This window comes from Stenomitos frigidus ULC18, assembly GCF_003003795.1.
In the GTDB taxonomy this organism is placed as follows: Bacteria; Cyanobacteriota; Cyanobacteriia; order Leptolyngbyales; family Leptolyngbyaceae; genus Stenomitos; species Stenomitos frigidus_A.
Window position 1 is genome coordinate 19,789 of the sequence record NZ_PVWK01000029.1, and the last position, 16,210, is coordinate 35,998.

Annotated in this window: 12 protein-coding genes; 8 read left to right on the forward strand and 4 right to left on the reverse strand. The window is 51.6% G+C overall.

Annotated features, from left to right (window positions below; translation table 11 throughout):
• The first annotated feature begins 335 nt into the window (after positions 1-335).
• Positions 336-1,610: a phosphopyruvate hydratase gene (gene eno / locus C7B82_RS05950; RefSeq protein ID WP_106255389.1), complete on the forward strand. Its 1,275-nt coding sequence runs from the start codon at positions 336-338 to the stop codon at positions 1,608-1,610.
• Between the two features lie 127 nt (positions 1,611-1,737).
• A complete protein-coding gene (locus C7B82_RS05955; RefSeq protein WP_106255390.1) occupies positions 1,738-2,646 on the forward strand; it encodes a hypothetical protein in 909 nt (302 codons plus the stop codon).
• 92 nt (positions 2,647-2,738) lie between these two features.
• On the opposite strand, the gene C7B82_RS05960 is transcribed toward C7B82_RS05955, so the two are convergent.
• From C7B82_RS05960 to C7B82_RS05970, 3 genes are all read right to left on the reverse strand, one after another.
• On the reverse strand, positions 2,739-4,703 hold the full coding sequence (locus C7B82_RS05960) for an ABC transporter ATP-binding protein (protein ID WP_106255391.1): 1,965 nt from the start codon (positions 4,701-4,703) through the stop codon (positions 2,739-2,741).
• Between the two features lie 86 nt (positions 4,704-4,789).
• The gene (locus C7B82_RS05965; protein ID WP_219904070.1) at positions 4,790-5,071 is read right to left on the reverse strand and encodes a hypothetical protein; all 282 of its coding nucleotides are present in this window, start codon (positions 5,069-5,071) and stop codon (positions 4,790-4,792) included.
• An 88-nt stretch (positions 5,072-5,159) separates the two neighbouring features.
• On the reverse strand, positions 5,160-7,172 hold the full coding sequence (locus C7B82_RS05970) for a serine/threonine-protein kinase (RefSeq protein WP_106255392.1): 2,013 nt from the start codon (positions 7,170-7,172) through the stop codon (positions 5,160-5,162).
• A 492-nt stretch (positions 7,173-7,664) separates the two neighbouring features.
• Between C7B82_RS05970 and C7B82_RS05975 the strand changes: the two genes are divergently transcribed.
• The 3 genes from C7B82_RS05975 (at position 7,665) to C7B82_RS05985 (ending at position 10,773) form a co-directional block, all read left to right on the forward strand.
• Positions 7,665-8,696 carry an extracellular catalytic domain type 1 short-chain-length polyhydroxyalkanoate depolymerase gene (locus C7B82_RS05975; protein WP_181357365.1) on the forward strand — a complete coding sequence of 344 codons (1,032 nt, stop codon included), beginning with the start codon at positions 7,665-7,667 and terminating at the stop codon, positions 8,694-8,696.
• A 161-nt stretch (positions 8,697-8,857) separates the two neighbouring features.
• Positions 8,858-10,156 (forward strand): S41 family peptidase, encoded by a 1,299-nt coding sequence (locus C7B82_RS05980; protein ID WP_106255394.1) that lies wholly within the window; start codon positions 8,858-8,860, stop codon positions 10,154-10,156.
• An 11-nt stretch (positions 10,157-10,167) separates the two neighbouring features.
• The gene (locus C7B82_RS05985) at positions 10,168-10,773 is read left to right on the forward strand and encodes a CDP-alcohol phosphatidyltransferase family protein (RefSeq protein ID WP_106255427.1); all 606 of its coding nucleotides are present in this window, start codon (positions 10,168-10,170) and stop codon (positions 10,771-10,773) included.
• Between the two features lie 44 nt (positions 10,774-10,817).
• Here C7B82_RS05985 and btpA read toward each other — a convergent pair whose 3' ends face one another.
• Complete coding sequence (gene btpA / locus C7B82_RS05990) at positions 10,818-11,663, reverse strand: photosystem I biogenesis protein BtpA (protein ID WP_106255395.1); 846 nt, start codon at positions 11,661-11,663, stop codon at positions 10,818-10,820.
• A 425-nt stretch (positions 11,664-12,088) separates the two neighbouring features.
• On the opposite strand from btpA, the gene rimO reads away from it, so the two are divergent.
• From rimO to C7B82_RS06005, 3 genes are all read left to right on the forward strand, one after another.
• Positions 12,089-13,444, forward strand: coding sequence for a 30S ribosomal protein S12 methylthiotransferase RimO (rimO, locus tag C7B82_RS05995; RefSeq protein ID WP_106255396.1), 1,356 nt, complete (start codon positions 12,089-12,091; stop codon positions 13,442-13,444).
• A 106-nt stretch (positions 13,445-13,550) separates the two neighbouring features.
• Positions 13,551-15,008: a DEAD/DEAH box helicase gene (locus C7B82_RS06000; RefSeq protein WP_106255397.1), complete on the forward strand. Its 1,458-nt coding sequence runs from the start codon at positions 13,551-13,553 to the stop codon at positions 15,006-15,008.
• A gap of 149 nt (positions 15,009-15,157) precedes the next feature.
• Positions 15,158-15,940 carry a 3'-5' exonuclease gene (locus C7B82_RS06005; protein ID WP_106255398.1) on the forward strand — a complete coding sequence of 261 codons (783 nt, stop codon included), beginning with the start codon at positions 15,158-15,160 and terminating at the stop codon, positions 15,938-15,940.
• The last annotated feature ends 270 nt before the right edge of the window (positions 15,941-16,210 follow it).

Sequence of the window (16,210 nt, forward strand, 5' to 3'; positions counted from 1 at the left end):
CAGTTTAATCCTTAATTTTAACTTTAGGTAAGCTTAAGGTTTAGCAGCACGGGACACAAAGTAGGATTCCCATCATTAACATGGGCTATCAGACGAGTGCTTGAACGTAAGCTTCAAGGACAAAGGAGCCAAAACGGCTAATCCACCACTGCCCGATCGATACTTGCCGCTGCTGCCGCTGGCTTCTCAAGCTTATCTGTTGCCTGTAGTACTCCTGTAAGTAGGCATCGTGCTGTACGATGTCTAGACAAAACCGGGGTCTAAATAAGACCTGATCACGTCAATCGATGCTGTTCTAGACAACGTTCCCACTCAACCCGAAAGGAGTAGTTAGCATGTACATCGAGGAAATCATCGCGAGCGAAGTGCTGGACTCACGCGGTAATCCTACCGTTGAAGCACGCGTTGTGCTGGAGGATGGCACCGAGGGATCGGCGATCGTACCCTCAGGCGCCTCGACGGGTGAGAAAGAAGCGGTAGAACTACGTGATGGCGACCCGAAGCGTTATGGCGGTAAAGGCGTCCTTCAGGCAGTTGAAAATGCCAATCACAAACTAGCGCCTGAACTCGTGGGCATGAATGTCACCGAGCAGCGCGCGATCGACCTTGCCATGATTGAACTAGACGGCACACCCAACAAAGCCGCAATGGGCGCAAATGCCATTCTCGCCATCTCGCTGGCGGTAGCTAGAGCGGCCGCAAACTATCAGCAACTGCCGCTCTACCGTTACCTGGGTGGTATCAATGCGTCGCTGCTGCCCGTGCCCTGTATGAACGTCATCAACGGCGGTAGCCATGCTGATAATACGGTGGACTTTCAGGAGTTTATGATTGCGCCCCATAATGCGCCGTCGTTTACAGAGGCGATTCGGATGGGGATGGAAACGTTTCACGCCCTCAAGTCAATCCTTAACAAGAAGGGCTTGAGTACAGGTGTAGGTGATGAAGGTGGGTTTGCCCCCAACCTGAAGTCAAACGTCGAAGCGGTCGAAGTGATTTTAGAAGCTATTGAGAAAGCCGGCTATAAACCTGGTGATGATATTTCCATCTGTCTTGATCCTGCTACGAGCGAAATGTGGAAAGACGGTAAGTACGTTTTCTTCAAGTCTGACCAATCCACCAAAACATCGGAAGAAATGGTTGATCTGTGGGCATCCTGGGCACGGCAGTACCCGATCGCCTCTCTAGAAGACGGTATGGGCGAAAACGATTGGCAAGGCTGGAAGCTATTAACAGACACGATCGGCGATACGGTTGAACTGGTTGGTGATGACCTGTTCTGCACCAACACCAAAATTCTTGCTGAAGGCATTGAGGCCGGTGTGGCGAACTCGGTGTTAATCAAAGTGAACCAGATTGGTACTTTGACAGAAACGCTGGACACGATCGAACTCGCAGGCAAGAACAACTACAAGTATTTTGTGTCTCATCGCTCCGGCGAGTCAGAAGATACAACGATCGCTGATCTGGCGGTTGCCACCAGTGCCGGACAAATCAAAACAGGTTCCGGTTGCCGGGGTGAACGCGTGGCTAAGTTTAACCAACTGCTGCGTATTGAACGTCAACTGGGTAAATCAGCACGGTTTGCAGGCAAAGCGGCGTTTAAATAAGCTGTGGTTCAAAGCGGTTGTCTTCTCCTGTCGGGACATTATATATAGCGTCCCGACAGAAAAATGCTTTTTATACCATCGCTGAGCGGAGCAGGTTAGAATCCTAGCGAAATTGATCGCTAAGCTCATGCCATTCATCTTTCGTACGATCGCTGCTATCGGTACCGTTATGCTGCTGGGTGAAACCGTTTCGGCGCGATCGGGGACGTTTCGGTTACCAACGCCTTCCGACCTAGTACAGCAGCACCCTGATCGATCGCTCCCTCAGCAGCAGAGGGGAGAGCCACCGTTCTCCCTACCAACTCAACGGCTCAGTCAAGTTGGCAATAGCCCTAACCTTTCGCTTCTGGCCAAAGTCATTGTGGGGTTTCTCAAGGGTGATGACTACCAAACCCAATCTAAAATGCATGTGAATGCTGTCATTGGCACTTCGACAGTGACGGCAGATGCTCAAATTCAGACAACGTCTCAATTCCCTAACAAGTTTCGGACGGAGATCTCGTTTGCCAAACCAGGAGAACCAACTCAAGTTAAAACACTGATTGTTTCGGACGGAACACGTGTGTGGGTGTATCGCGTCGATTTAAAACAGTACGCCGTTTTCACTTACGAAAAATTTGACCAACTAGAAGATAGCTACTGGATTGGTTTTGCCACTACAATGTTTGCGCAAACGCCGCCAGAGGCGAAAGCGGCTGTGGCAAAAAGTACCCTATCTGATCCTGACCTATTGCAAACCATGGGTTTGGAATTGAACGCTTTGAAGGGAGGCCCTCGCACCGTTGAGAGCGAGAATTTCTATGCCTACGAGTACAAAGATACGCAACAAGGCTTCCTTTTAAGTGCGTTTGTCGAGCCGGAGTCCGCCATACTCAAGCGGTTGCAGATTACTGGAAAGTACGAAGACTCGGATATTACAATGGTCGAGCGCCTTTTGAGCCGCACCGCGATCGCGCCAGTCAATATCAAGACGTTTACCTTTACACCTCCAAAGGGCACTAAGAAGGTGAAAACGCTGGCGCTTGGTCCGCTGTAGCTACCCGGTTTTCTGACTGCTGTTGGGTTCAACTTTGTGATGTTCAAGCTTGTCGAACGGGGTTTGCTCATGATCGTCGGTGCAAGAAAACCTCATTTTGATCCCGTTTGGATTTGCCACAGGCTGGCGTAGATACCCTGCTGCTGCAAGAGCCTGTCGTGCTGTCCGCGCTCGGCAATCTTGCCCTGTGCCATCACATAGATACAGTTGGCATTGCGAACGGTAGATAAGCGGTGGGCGATCGCGATCGTCGTGCGCCCGACCGTAATGCGTTCCAGCGATCGCTGAATAGCAGCTTCCGTCTCGTTATCAACCGCAGAGGTTGCTTCGTCCAAAATCAAGATCGGTGGATCTTTGAGAATGGCACGGGCGATCGCCAGGCGCTGCCGTTGTCCACCCGATAGCTTTTGCCCCCGTTCACCCACGATCGTGTCGTAACCCTGGGGTAGCTGTTGGATGAACTCATGCGCCTCGGCAATTTCCGCTGCCGCAATGATCTCGTCTGACGTAGCCTCAAAGCTCCCATAGGCAATGTTTTCTGCCACCGTGCCATGAAACAAGAAGACATCCTGATTGACCCAGCCGATCGCTCGTCGCAAAGCGGGTAAAGCTAAATCCCGCAGATCAACCCCATCCAACGTGATGGTGCCTGATTGCACTTCATAAAGTCGCAGCAGCAGTTTCACAAGGGTACTTTTGCCCGATCCCGTTGCACCCACGATCGCAGTGGTTTCGCCAGCTGGAATATGTAACGAAAGCCGTTCGATCACTGGCTCACGATCGGCATAGGCAAAGGTGACGTCGTGAAGATGGATATCGCCCTGAATAGAGGAGTTTTGAGTGATGAGTGATGAGTTTTGATTTGAAGACGTTGTTTGGTTGTTAGTTGTCCGTAAAGGACCAGTTACTGATGCCTGATCGCTGACCGCTGACCGCTGACCGCTGATCGCTGACCGCTGACCGCTCTCCCCCAACGCCAAATGCCCAGAGTGAATCGCGATCGGTGTATCTAGTAAATCCATCACCCGCTTCGTCGAGGCCATTGCCCGTTGATAGAGGTCAAAGGTTTCGCCCAGCCGCGTCAAGGGCCACAATAGCGATTGGGTCAGGAAGATCAACACGCTATAGCTGCCCACAGAAAGTGAACCCGCGATCGCCAACTTGCCGCCGTAAAGTAGCGTTGCTAAAAAGCCCACCAGCACCAACATGCGGATGAGTGGAATAAAAGCTGCACTGAGAGTGATCGCGCGTCGGTTGCTCTGGCGATAGGCTTCACTGTCACGGGCAATGCGTTCTGTTTCGTACGCTTCAGTGGCAAAGCTTTTGATGGTTGTGATGCCGCTCAGATTGTTCGACAGCCGACCGTTTAGCAAGCCCACTTTCTCGCGCATGTCGGCATAGCGGGGCGCGAGTCGGCGTTGAAAAATGACTGAACCCCAAACGATAAACGGCATGGGGAGCATTGCCATCCATGCCACGCTGGGAGCCAGAATAAAAAAGACGCTACTGATAATAATGGCAGTGGTGCTGACTTGCAGAAGGTCATTTGCCCCACCGTTGAGAAACCGTTCTAGCTGATTAATATCATCATTGAGAATCGACAGTAGTTCACCCGTACTGCGTTCTTCAAAGTAGGCCAGCTCTAATTCCTGTAGATGGGCATAAGCATCTAACCGCAAGTTGTGCTGGATATTTTGCGCCAAATTACGCCACAGACGATCGTACGCATACTGAAAGGCAGACTCCAAACCCCAAATGCTAAACGTCAAGAGCGACAGGATCACCAACTGAGTAAACAGGTTCTGAATACCTAAACGACCAAACACCGATCGCTGCTGCTGCACGACAATGTCGATCGCCGTGCCAATCAGCGCCGAAGGAGTCAGGTCAAACACTTTGTTCAGAATCGAACAGGCGATCGCCCAACGCACTTGCCTGTGATAGTTCTGGCCGTAGTCCAGCAAGCGTTTAAGTGGGTGAGCCTTTGGGGAGTGATCGGCCTGAGTTGGCGGGAGCGATCGCGGACGAGAACTTGATTTTGCTTGCTTTGAAGACAAACGGGAGGTGAACCGAGCCAAAACAGACCTCGCAGCAGAAGGGTGGATGCAGATAAGCTGCCAACCACTCTAGCTAACTTTGCACGTCAGTGAGCGCCACACCAATCGGGACAGGTCGTATCACTCTGCCAACCGTGGGGATGAAACCCACAAATCAGGGTTGTTCTCGCTTCGCGGCTGTAGCCATAGGCCATCCCGTGATAATTTGCACAACCCACACAGGCTTTAGGGCGCGATGGGGTTACCTCATTAAAACCCAACTGCGATCGCAGGATGTGGCGTTTACTCTCCTGACGTTGCCATCTCGCATGCTCGGCCTTCCTGAAGAAGTAGTGCATCTTCCCATAGGGGAAATGGGCAGAGTCCATGAGCGTGCTGATGAATGGATATCCTACAGACTACCCATAATTAAGACAGGATTCCCTCACCCGTCCGCCTGAGATCGAAAAGATCTATCTAGAGCCCCAACTGCCATACCTTCACCTTGCTATCCGAACTGCCGCTCACAAGAACGCGTCCATCATGAGCAAGGGCGACCGCATTCACAGCGCTAATGTGTTCGGTCAAGGTGCCGATCAGATTACCGGTTTCCAGATTCCAGAGTTTGATTGTGGTATCGCTACTGCCGCTTACCAGGAGTTTGCCATCGCTGCTCAGGGCGATCGCGTTCACCGAATCCATATGTCCAGACAGAGTACGCACCACAGTAGCGGTAGCCAGATCCCACACCTTGATGGTTTTGTCCTTGCTACCGCTGACGAGCGTCTTGCCATCGGGTGCAATCACCACTGCGTTGACTGAATTAAAGTGCCCGTTCGGCAAAGTGCGGACTGGCTCATTTGTTTTCAGGCTCCACAGCTTAATCTGGTTATCCAATCCACCGCTGACCAGAAATTGACCGTTGGGGCTGAGAGCCACCGATCGCACCATGCCAGCTAAACCTGAAAAGGAACGCAAGGCCTCACCGGTTGCTAATTTCCACAGCCGCACCGTACGGTCTTCACTGCCGCTAGCCAGCAGTTGCCCATCAGTACTAATGACAACCGAATTCACATCTCTGGTGTGCCCAGTCAGGGTTCGTAGCAGTTTGCCATCGGCTAGTTGCCAGAGGCGGATGGTATCATCATCGCTGCCACTGACCAGGGTTTGCCCATCGGGGCTAATGCTCAGGCAGTTGATGGGTTTGTGATGTCCCGTTAGCGTACGCAATAATATGCCAGTTGAGCGTTCCCAGAGTTTAATACTGTCATCCAAACCACCGCTGGCGATCGTCTGCGCATCAGGGCTAATCGCGACGGCTGTCACCCAGCGGGAATGTCCGGTTAGAGTATGGATGCAGTGCCACTTCTGCGCACCTGAGACGGGCTGCCTGGAAAGCGGTGCCCTGGAGGCTGGTGCACCCGATAGACCGGGCTGATTCGATACACGTGGCTGACTAAGGTTCGGTTGGTTCGCGTTCGGTTGGTTCGCGTTCGGTTGACTGTTTAATTGCTTACCTGTTGGCGGCTGAGAGGGCCACGCTACAGCAGGCGGTTGGGCAGCGGTATTTCTGCTGGCTGCGATCGGGGGGCGTGATAACGCGGTTCGCAAATCTTTCATCACAGCATCCGCAGAGGGGTAACGTTCGCTGACCAAATCTTTCAGCATTTTGTCTAAGATTTGCGCGATCGGTTCGCTCATGGTTCGCCCCTTTTCACCCAGGCGTTCTCGCCAGAGCCAGCGTCCTTCTAGTGGATCGTAGAGGTCCTCTGGTTTGATCTGCGTCATCAGAAAAAGACAGGTCGCCCCCAAACTATAGATATCGCTGGAGGGATACGCTTTGCCGCTGCGCAACTGCTCGATCGGCGCATAACCTTCAGTGCCAATTTTTGTACCCGGTTGAGCAGCCGTTTCTGCCGACAGCAGCTTGGCAACGCCAAAATCAATCAGCACTAGCTTATTGTCAAACTTGCGACGAATAATATTGGATGGGGTAATGTCCCGATGGATGACTTGATGATCGTGGACGAATTTGAGAATGGGCAGGATGCCTGCCAGCACTTCACGGATGCGTTGCTCGATAAACACGCCGTTTTGTGCCATTTCTTGCAGTAGCGTATTGCCTTCAATAAATTGCTGCACCAGGTAAAGGCGTTTATCGTGTTCAAAATACGCTAACAGCGCTGGGATTTGGGGATGTTCGCCCAGTTCATAAAGCCGCACTGCCTCTTGCTCAAAGAGCTGGACTGCTTTTTCAAGCGACTTTGTGCCCTGTAGCTGGGGTGAAAACTGCTTGATGACGCACTTTGCTTTGAGCCGATCGTCGTCTACTGCCAGGTACGTTTTGCCAAACCCCCCTTGCCCGATCGGTCGCATGACGCGGTAACGTCCTCTCAACAGCGGGATTAGCTTAATACCACAGCTAAGGCAGAATTCAGCATCATCGGCGTTTTTGGGATGCTGGCAGTCTGGGTTGAGGCAGCAGGTCATACTTATGCACCAGGAACTTGTACTCTATTCTCTCTGATTAGCGCGTTCTACACTACGGCTATGCCACGATCGCCAGGACTCCATGACACGATCGCCCTAAAAGTTTATCAACTGCTTTTACCACATGAGCCCGATCGTCATGTCATGGCTTTGTGCCACTCTGGTCTACCAAAAGAAACTGACATGCACTGAACGGTTTGAGTCTATCTGCCGTCTAAGCTACGGACGCTAAGCTTTTGGGAGCATCAATGAGCGACAGCTGACTGCAGGCAATCTACCGAGAGGAGGTTCTGAGGGTCTATTCGCCGTTTTAAGCTGGCACTATAACCTTGACGGTTCGTTGGTTTGGCAACTGCAGGTTACTATGCCTGATACTCAACCCGCTGTTGTATGGGTGCGCTGTGTTTGCAGCCAACACAGTCTTTCAGCTATACAGTCTTTCAGCTATACAGTTCAATTACGAACCTGTCACGCCTCATCATGAATTTTCCCTTGCCAAAGCATGTTCTGATTAAGTTGTTTCCTGCAGCGCTTTTACTCGGTTTGGCAGCGGGCTACCACCTGCAACCGGAACCACAAGAGCTGTCCAAAGGAGTCACACCTCAGAGCCTAGCATCGCCATCGGCTCAATCGATGAGTGCGTCTGCCCATCAACCCGCACAGACAGATTTTGTTGGAGCATTGAGCGATCAAGGGCAACGGCGAACGTACTATCTGCATACGCCACCGTCATACCAACCGGGTCAGTCGTTGCCTCTCGTTCTGGCCTTCCATGAGTCAGAAGGGCAGGGTAAAGATATGGCAGCACATACAGGATTGAATCAACTGGCGAATCAGAAGGGTTTTCTGGTGGTCTACCCGGATGGTCTGAACGCTAAATGGAATGTTTCGGAACAGGCCGCAACGAAAGAAGATAATGCGGCCTTTGTGCAAGCGCTGATTGCCCATTTGGGACAGATTCGCGTGATCGATCGCCAACGCATCTACGCAACGGGACTTTCGAATGGTGGCATCCTGGTGCAAAAGCTAGCATGTGAAAATCCCGGTCAAATTGCTGCCTTTGCCACAGTCGCAGCATTATTACCAGAACAGTTTCAAGCAAAATGTCAGTCCCAAACGCCTGTTTCAATGCTGATGATCAACGGCACGGCTGATGCTGTCGTACCCTGGCAAGGTGGCGCACCACCCGCTGTCCATGTCGGTCGCAATCTATCGATCCCGTCGATCCCTGATGTCTTTAGCTTTTGGCAAAAGCACAATGGCTGTTCGGCACCCGTAACGGTACAGCAACGTGCTGATAAACGCGTCACGACTTCTTCGTATACCCACTGTCAGTCTGGCTCAGACGTGACGTTGATGGCGCTGAATGGGGCAAGTCACATCTGGCCTGGTGGTGGTTATGGACAATCATCGTTTTTGGATACCAGTCAAACAATCTGGTCTTTTTTTGAACGCCACACGCTAGCAACCGCAGCGTTACAGCCAAACGCTACAAAGGGTCAAAGCTTGTCTGCGTCGCAGTAGCTGCGCGCTAAGCAGCATTAAACCGCTGACAAACGTTGTTTCGATCGCGATTGAACCTCTTTTCACAGTCGGCAGTCTAACGTTCTACGCCCAAAATGCTTGTTTCCCTTTGCGATCGCAGCTAACGCAAAACTCCCTAGTCCTATTCACTTGAGTAATGTATGACTACGCAGAAATTTTTTGCCCGCACTGTTGCCATGGTGGCTACAACCGTCCTTGTCACAGGCGCTGCCAGCATTTCCAAGAGTTGGGCAGAACCGCAACCTGGCCCGAAACAATTGGTGGATCAAGTCTGGCAGATTCTCGATCGCAACTACGTTGATGGCAGCTTCAACCAGCAGGACTGGAAAGCAGTGCGGCAAGACTATGTCGGTCGTTCTTACAGTTCTAAAAAGCAGGCGTATGTGGCGATTCAGCAAATGGTCGCTAAACTCGGCGATCGCTACACCGAGTTCTTTGAGCCCCAAGCCTACAACGCACTGAATACTGAAATTAGCGGCAATTTGTCAGGGGTTGGTCTTGAACTAGCTGCGAACGGAAAAACCAAAGCTTTGACCGTTGTTGCCCCGATTGAAAAATCACCTGCCGCCTCTGCGGGCATCTTACCTGCCGATGTGATCACCAAAATCAATGGACGATCGACGCAGGGTATGAACATCAACGATGCCGTCAAGCAAATTAAAGGTGTAGCAGGTACTCAGGTGGTGCTAACGATCCTCCGTGGCAAGCAAAATCTGACGTTCAAGCTGACTAGAGCCAACATTACGATTAATCCAGTGTCATCCCGCACAGAGATGACTGAATTTGGCAAGATTGGCTATATCCGTTTACCAGAGTTTACTCAAACGGCTCCGGCTGAGATGAATCGAGCCATCCTTGCCCTAGAAAAGCAACAGGTCAAGGGTTACGTTCTCGATCTGCGCTCTGATCCCGGTGGGCTACTGGATGCGAGTCTGAAAATTGCCAGTATGTGGATGGAGCAAACCCCGATCGTGTCTCTGGTCAATCGGCAAGCCGTCAAAGAACGCTATGAAACAGACGGGCGATCGCTGACAAACAAGCCTCTAGTCGTGTTAGTAGACGGTGGTTCTGCTAGCGCCAGTGAGATTCTGGCAGGTGCTCTTCAGGATAACGGTCGTGCCACCCTGGTTGGAACACGCACGTTTGGGAAAGGGTTAGTGCAGGCTGTACAGCCGTTAGGCGATGGCTCTGCGATTAAACTGACGATCGCCAAATACTACACACCCAAAGGCCGCGATATCAACCACATTGGCATTACGCCTGATATCGTTGTCGGGCTGACCGATGACCAGAAAAAAAACTTAGTGCAAAAGCGCCAGGTTGCAACAGCCGCTGATCCTCAGTACGCCAAAGCGCTGTCCAGCTTGGGGCAATTATTGCGAGCAAAGGCAGCCACACCTCGACAGCCAGGTAAGACGTTGGAAACCCTCGTACGATGAGCGCGGCTGGGATGAAAGAGGTTGAAAAGCCAAGTCGTTGGAGTCTTATTCCTGCCTTTCTAGTCGGTCTCCGTGTTGCGATCGCGCCCTTATTACTATGGGATGCGCTCGATCGCAACACAGGTACCTGGTTCATCGCTGGCTACAGCCTTGCCGTGCTGTCAGATACATTTGATGGCATCATTGCTCGTCGTCTAGGCGTCAGTACGGTGCAGCTACGTCAAGCTGACAGTTGGGCAGACATTTGCCTCTATCTTTGCGTGGCGGTGAGTGCGTGGTTGGTCTATCCCACGATCCTTTCTGACTTTGCCGTACCGTTGTTGCTGGCGATCGTGGCGCAACTAATCTTGTTTGCTATCAGCTTGATTAAATTTGGCAAGTTTCCGAGCTTTCATACCTTGACTGCAAAAGCTTGGGGACTCACTTTATTGATTGCAACCATTGGCTTATTTGGGTTTGGCTACGCACAGACACTTTGGCTTGCCATTGCTTTTTGCCTCATAAACAGTGTGGAAGAGATGGCTATGACGATCATTCTGCCGATATGGCAGCACGATGTCTTGAGCCTTATTCACGCCCTAAAACTGCGCGACAAGCTGCGTCAAGACGTTACATAGCCCCATACTTCTACGTTAGTGACGGTTAAAACGACAACGGTGTGTCACGAAGGCAAGGGTGCTGGTGAAGTCGCTTTTAACTCTATTTCTGCAACACTACGACGAGTGGCCTCCACAAAACGACTCACGCGGATCGGGTCGATCGGCTGCTCACGTCGACCATGCCGCTTGAGCGACGTCGAGGCGATCACGCCATCAGCCGCTTGCATCAACGTCGGGATGTTTTCCCAGTCTGCACCACTACCAATAAAGACAGGCGTACCGCGTGCGGCGGCCGTTGCCAGCTCCAGATCTTCTAACGTCGGTGGACTACCCGTTGCCCAACCGGACAGAATGACCGCATCGGCTAAACCGCGCTCGATCGTGTCCTGCACGGCCACCGTAAGATTGGGTGAACTTAGGGGACGAGCATGCTTGACCAACACATCGGCAAAAATTTTGACTTCGCTACCCAGTTCTCGCCGATAGCGGAGCAGTTCGTGCGCTTTGCCTTCAATCAACCCTTGATCGGTTGCCATCACGCCAGTCAGGACATTTACCCGAATAAATTGTGTTTCGGTACAGGTGGCGATCGCCAGCGCACTACGTGCATCATTGCGTAAAACGTTAATACCGATCGGCAACATCACCATTTGCTGTAACCGCTGCACAATTAAGCTCATGGCGCTCACGACAGCCGGATCGACCTGATCTTTAGGAAAGGGTGCATCAAAAAAGTTTTCGACAATAATGCCGTCCACACCACCCGATGCAAGTGCCGTTGCCTCTTGCTCAGCGCGATCGATAACAGCCTTCAAACTGCCTCCCCAGAGAGCTGAGGTTGGCAGCGGCAGTAGATGAACGACACCAATAATTGGATTGGGCGTCTTGAAAATTTGAGTTAAGTCCACGTGCGTAAAGGATTCGGACTCGTCTGAAAGGGACTAGTTGTTAGAATCATAACTTTTTAGTGTCCCTGTATTGCTTGTAAAGGTGAATCGGTTTAAACCTGGCATTAGGTTCTCCATCTGGACTCACCATCCGCTACGATTGATGAGCATTACAAGTATGAGTATTTATGAGTACTTTGCCTTCACTGAAGACGCTTTGACAACACCATCATGTCCATCAAGGGTTTTAGGCGTTTGCGTAAAGTATCGTAATATTTCTGTTTTTGCGCTATGGTAGTTAGTGTTGACATCTGGGCGATTGCAATGAATAGTAGCTGTATATGCTGCTATTGAGTTTGAGGCGAAGGGTTAATCCGTCGCATGAGCGATCGCTACAGCTTACCGACTGACACAACCCTTTCCAACTCCACCAGAAATAGGATTTCATGGGCAACAAGCCAACGATTGCCGTTACACATTTGGGCTGCGAGAAAAATCGAATTGATACAGAGCACATGTTGGGGCTCCTGGTTCAGGCTGGCTATGACGTTGATGCTAACGAAGAATTAGCTGATTACGTCATTATCAACACCTGTAGCTTTATACAAGCAGCTCGTGAGGAGTCTGTGCGTACGCTGGTTGAACTGGCAGAAGCTGACAAAAAGATTGTGATCACGGGCTGCATGGCTCAGCATTTTCAAGAGCAGCTCTTGGAGGAGCTGCCAGAAGCCGTAGCCCTCGTTGGTACAGGTGATTACCATAAGATTGTGAATGTCATTGAGCGCGCTGAGTCTGGTGAACGCGTGCAGGAAGTCTCTCAAGAGCCGACCTACATCGCTGATGAAACGACACCTCGCTATCGCACCACGACTGAAGGCGTCGCTTATCTCAGAATTGCAGAAGGCTGCGACTATCGCTGTGCCTTTTGTATCATTCCTCATCTAAGAGGAAAGCAACGATCGCGCCCGATCGAGTCCATCGTGGCTGAAGCCGAACGATTGGTCTCTGAAGGGGTGCGGGAAATTATTTTGATTTCCCAAATCACCACCAACTATGGTCTGGATATCTACGGCGAGCCTCGGTTGGCAGAGCTTCTGCGGGCACTGGGCAACGTTGATATTCCCTGGATTCGGATGCACTACGCTTACCCAACCGGATTGGCTCCGAGCGTCATTGCTGCCATTCAGGAGACACCGAATGTCTTGCCCTACCTGGATTTACCCCTCCAGCACTCTCATCCAGAGGTGTTGCGATCAATGAATCGTCCGTGGCAAGGGCGAGTCAATGATGGCGTGATCGATCGCATTAAGGCAGCGCTCCCTAACGCGGTACTGCGAACCACTTTCATCGTGGGATTCCCCGGTGAAACGGATGAGCACTTCCAGCATCTGCTGGAGTTTGTTCAGCGTCACGAGTTTGATCATGTGGGTGTGTTTACTTTTTCGGCTGAAGAAGGTACACCCGCTTACAACTTGCCTCATCAGCTACCTCAGTCTGTAATGGACGATCGTCGGGATGCCCTCATGACCCTCCAGCAGCCTATTTCACTCAAACGAAACCGGGCGGAAGTGGGCAAGGTAGTAGATGTCCTGATCGAGCAGGAAAACCCCGAAACGGGTGAACTGATTGGTCGGTCTGCTCGTTTCTCGCCCGAAGTGGATGGTCTGGTCTACGTGCGGGGCAACGCGGCACTGGGTACATTGGTGCCCGTGGCGATCGCCGATGCCGATGTGTATGACCTGTATGGTCACGTGGCAACAATGGCTGATGTGATCCCCAGACAGCCACTGGCTGTTCCTTGAGTTTTCAACCTGAAGGATGAATGCACCTGGCATTGCCTGATCATGTCCTGTTTTTTGCCGTTAACTCTTTGCGCTTACTCACTCTCATACTCTCATAGGAGATTCAATGACCCTTTCGTTCAATAGTCTTGGTCTTTCTGAAGCACGCATTCGTCACCTTGAAGCCATGGAATTTACGGTTCCAACGGCGATTCAAGCACAGGCGATCCCTCATCTGCTTTGCGGACGCGATGTTGTAGGACAAGCCCAAACAGGCACTGGTAAAACAGCCGCGTTTGCGTTGCCAATCCTGGATCGGATTGATGTCAAACTACCAGCCGTGCAGGCACTCATTCTCACACCCACACGAGAGTTGGCAATGCAAGTTGGTCAAGCGATTCGTGGGTTCATCGACGATCGTCGTCTGAAGGTCGTCACTATCTATGGTGGTCAAGCGATTGATCAGCAAATTTCTCGGCTTGAACGCGGTGCTCAAATTGTTGTGGGTACGCCTGGACGGGTGTTAGACCTGCTCAGCCGTGGCGATTTGAAACTAGATCAGCTGAGCTGGATGGTGCTCGACGAAGCCGATGAAATGCTCAATATGGGCTTCATCCAGGATGTCGAGAAAATTCTCAACCAGGCACCGATCGAACGTCAAACAGCGTTCTTCTCTGCCACGATGGAGCCATCCGTGCGTAAGCTGGTCACTAAGTTCTTGCGCTCGCCGATCACGGTTACTATCGAGCAGCCCAAGACCGCACCGACCCGTATTAATCAAGTTGCTTACATGATCCCCCGCGGCTGGACAAAGGCACGCGCCCTTCAGCCCATTCTGGAACTGGAAGATCCGGAAGCAGCCTTGATTTTCGTCCGCACCCGTAAAGCTGCAGCAGAGCTTACAAGTCAACTGCAAGCCGCTGGTCATAGCGTGGATGAATATCATGGTGACCTGAGCCAGAGTCAGCGTGAGCGTCTCTTGCTACGGTTCCGTCAGCGCCAGGTGCGCTGGGTTGTCGCCACTGATATTGCCGCTCGCGGTATTCATGTGGATGACTTGACGCACGTGATCAACTACGACTTGCCCGACAGCGTTGAAAACTACGTTCACCGCATTGGTCGTACCGGACGGGCGGGTAAAGAAGGGACAGCGATTTCTCTAGTGCATTCACTCGATCGCCGGAAGCTACGTGACATCGAATATCACATGCGTCAGCGTTTGGAAATCGTCTCCATTCCGACCCGCGCTCAAATTGAAGCCCGTCAGATCGATAAGCTCCAGGGTCAAATTCGTGAAGCCCTGGTTGGCGAGCGCATGGCATCCTTCCTGCCGATCGTGGCGCAACTGTCGGAAGAGTACGAGCCACATGCAATTGCGGCGGCAGCGTTGCAAATGGCATACGACCAAACTCGTCCAACCTGGATGCGTTCCAACCAAGACCACGTTGACGAACCACCGGCTTATAGCGGTGGTGGCAATGGCGGTGGCGGCAATGGTGGTGGGTCGTCCAAGCCCAAGCCGGTCAAACGCGGCAAGAGCGTTGGCAGTGCTGGAAATCAAGTGTCACCTTCACTCGATCGCTAACAGCAGGCATTCAAATGATCAAAGGGTATGGCTCGCAAGAGCCATTGACCTAGAATAAGTCTGAATGAATCTCGTGTGTTGTAGGGTGGGCATTGCCTGCCCTATTTTTTCGCCCTGTTTTTCATTGTTGTCCTTGAAGCGTTTTTGCCGTGCTTTCAACTGACCTGCTTGCTTTTTATCGTCAAGTCAGCCAGCAACCGTTGACGGTGGTTGATGTGGAGACCACTGGACATCGTGCGATCGCCTGCCGGGTGATTGAGGTATCCGTCTTACAGGCGACGTTAACAGATGGCATTCTGCATCAGCAGACTCACCTCGTTAACCCTCAGGTGCCGGTGCCAACCATGATTACTCGCTTCACAGGGATTGATCAGGCAATGGTTGACCAGGCACCCTTAGCAGAAGCGGTTTGGCAGCAGTACCTACCGTTATTAAATGTTGGTGTGTTGACGGCACACAATCTAGCGTTTGACTATGCCTTTTTGCGTGCAGAGTTTGACCAGTTAGGGATGGTGTTTGCGCGATCGTCTATGGAGCAGCTCTGCACGGTGATTTTGGCGCGACTCATGCTGCCCGATTTGCCATCGCGGAGTCTACCGGATTTAGTCAAGCATTTTCAGTTTCCGGTCAGTCATTCGCATCGCGCTGAAGCGGATACGATCGCCTGCTGGTTACTCGCAAAACGCCTTTTAACCGAAGTCCAAAATGAGCCAGATGACGCCTTGCTAGAGCGGTTTGCCAAACAATGGTTACCGTTAGGCGATGCGGCGGCGATTCTAGGCTGTTCGGGCAAACAGGCGCGATCGCGCCTTGAGAAAGCGGGTGTTTGCCCTCGTTTCGTCGGTCGCCACAAAACACCTATGTATCAACGTGGCAGCGTTGAGCATGCCTTTTTGGAACAGGCTGAACCAACTCAACTATCCTGTCTGTAAGCGTTTTTTGAGGAGTTGTAATAACAATTTCAAACGATCGCACGGCAGAGGAATGTCATTGCCGGAAGTGGGTAAAAAGGCTCTAAAGCCTGATCTGAGAAGATTAGAGCCTTAGAGACCAACAAACGCTCCCTTGACTATGGCAAATCGAGCCGCCATCCTCAAGCAAAAGCTCCAAAGCAAATTAGCCGAACTCTATCAATTGCGTTGGCAACAGCCATACGTCAGATAAATAGGAATATGCAAGACAAACAGGAGCAAACAGGCTAG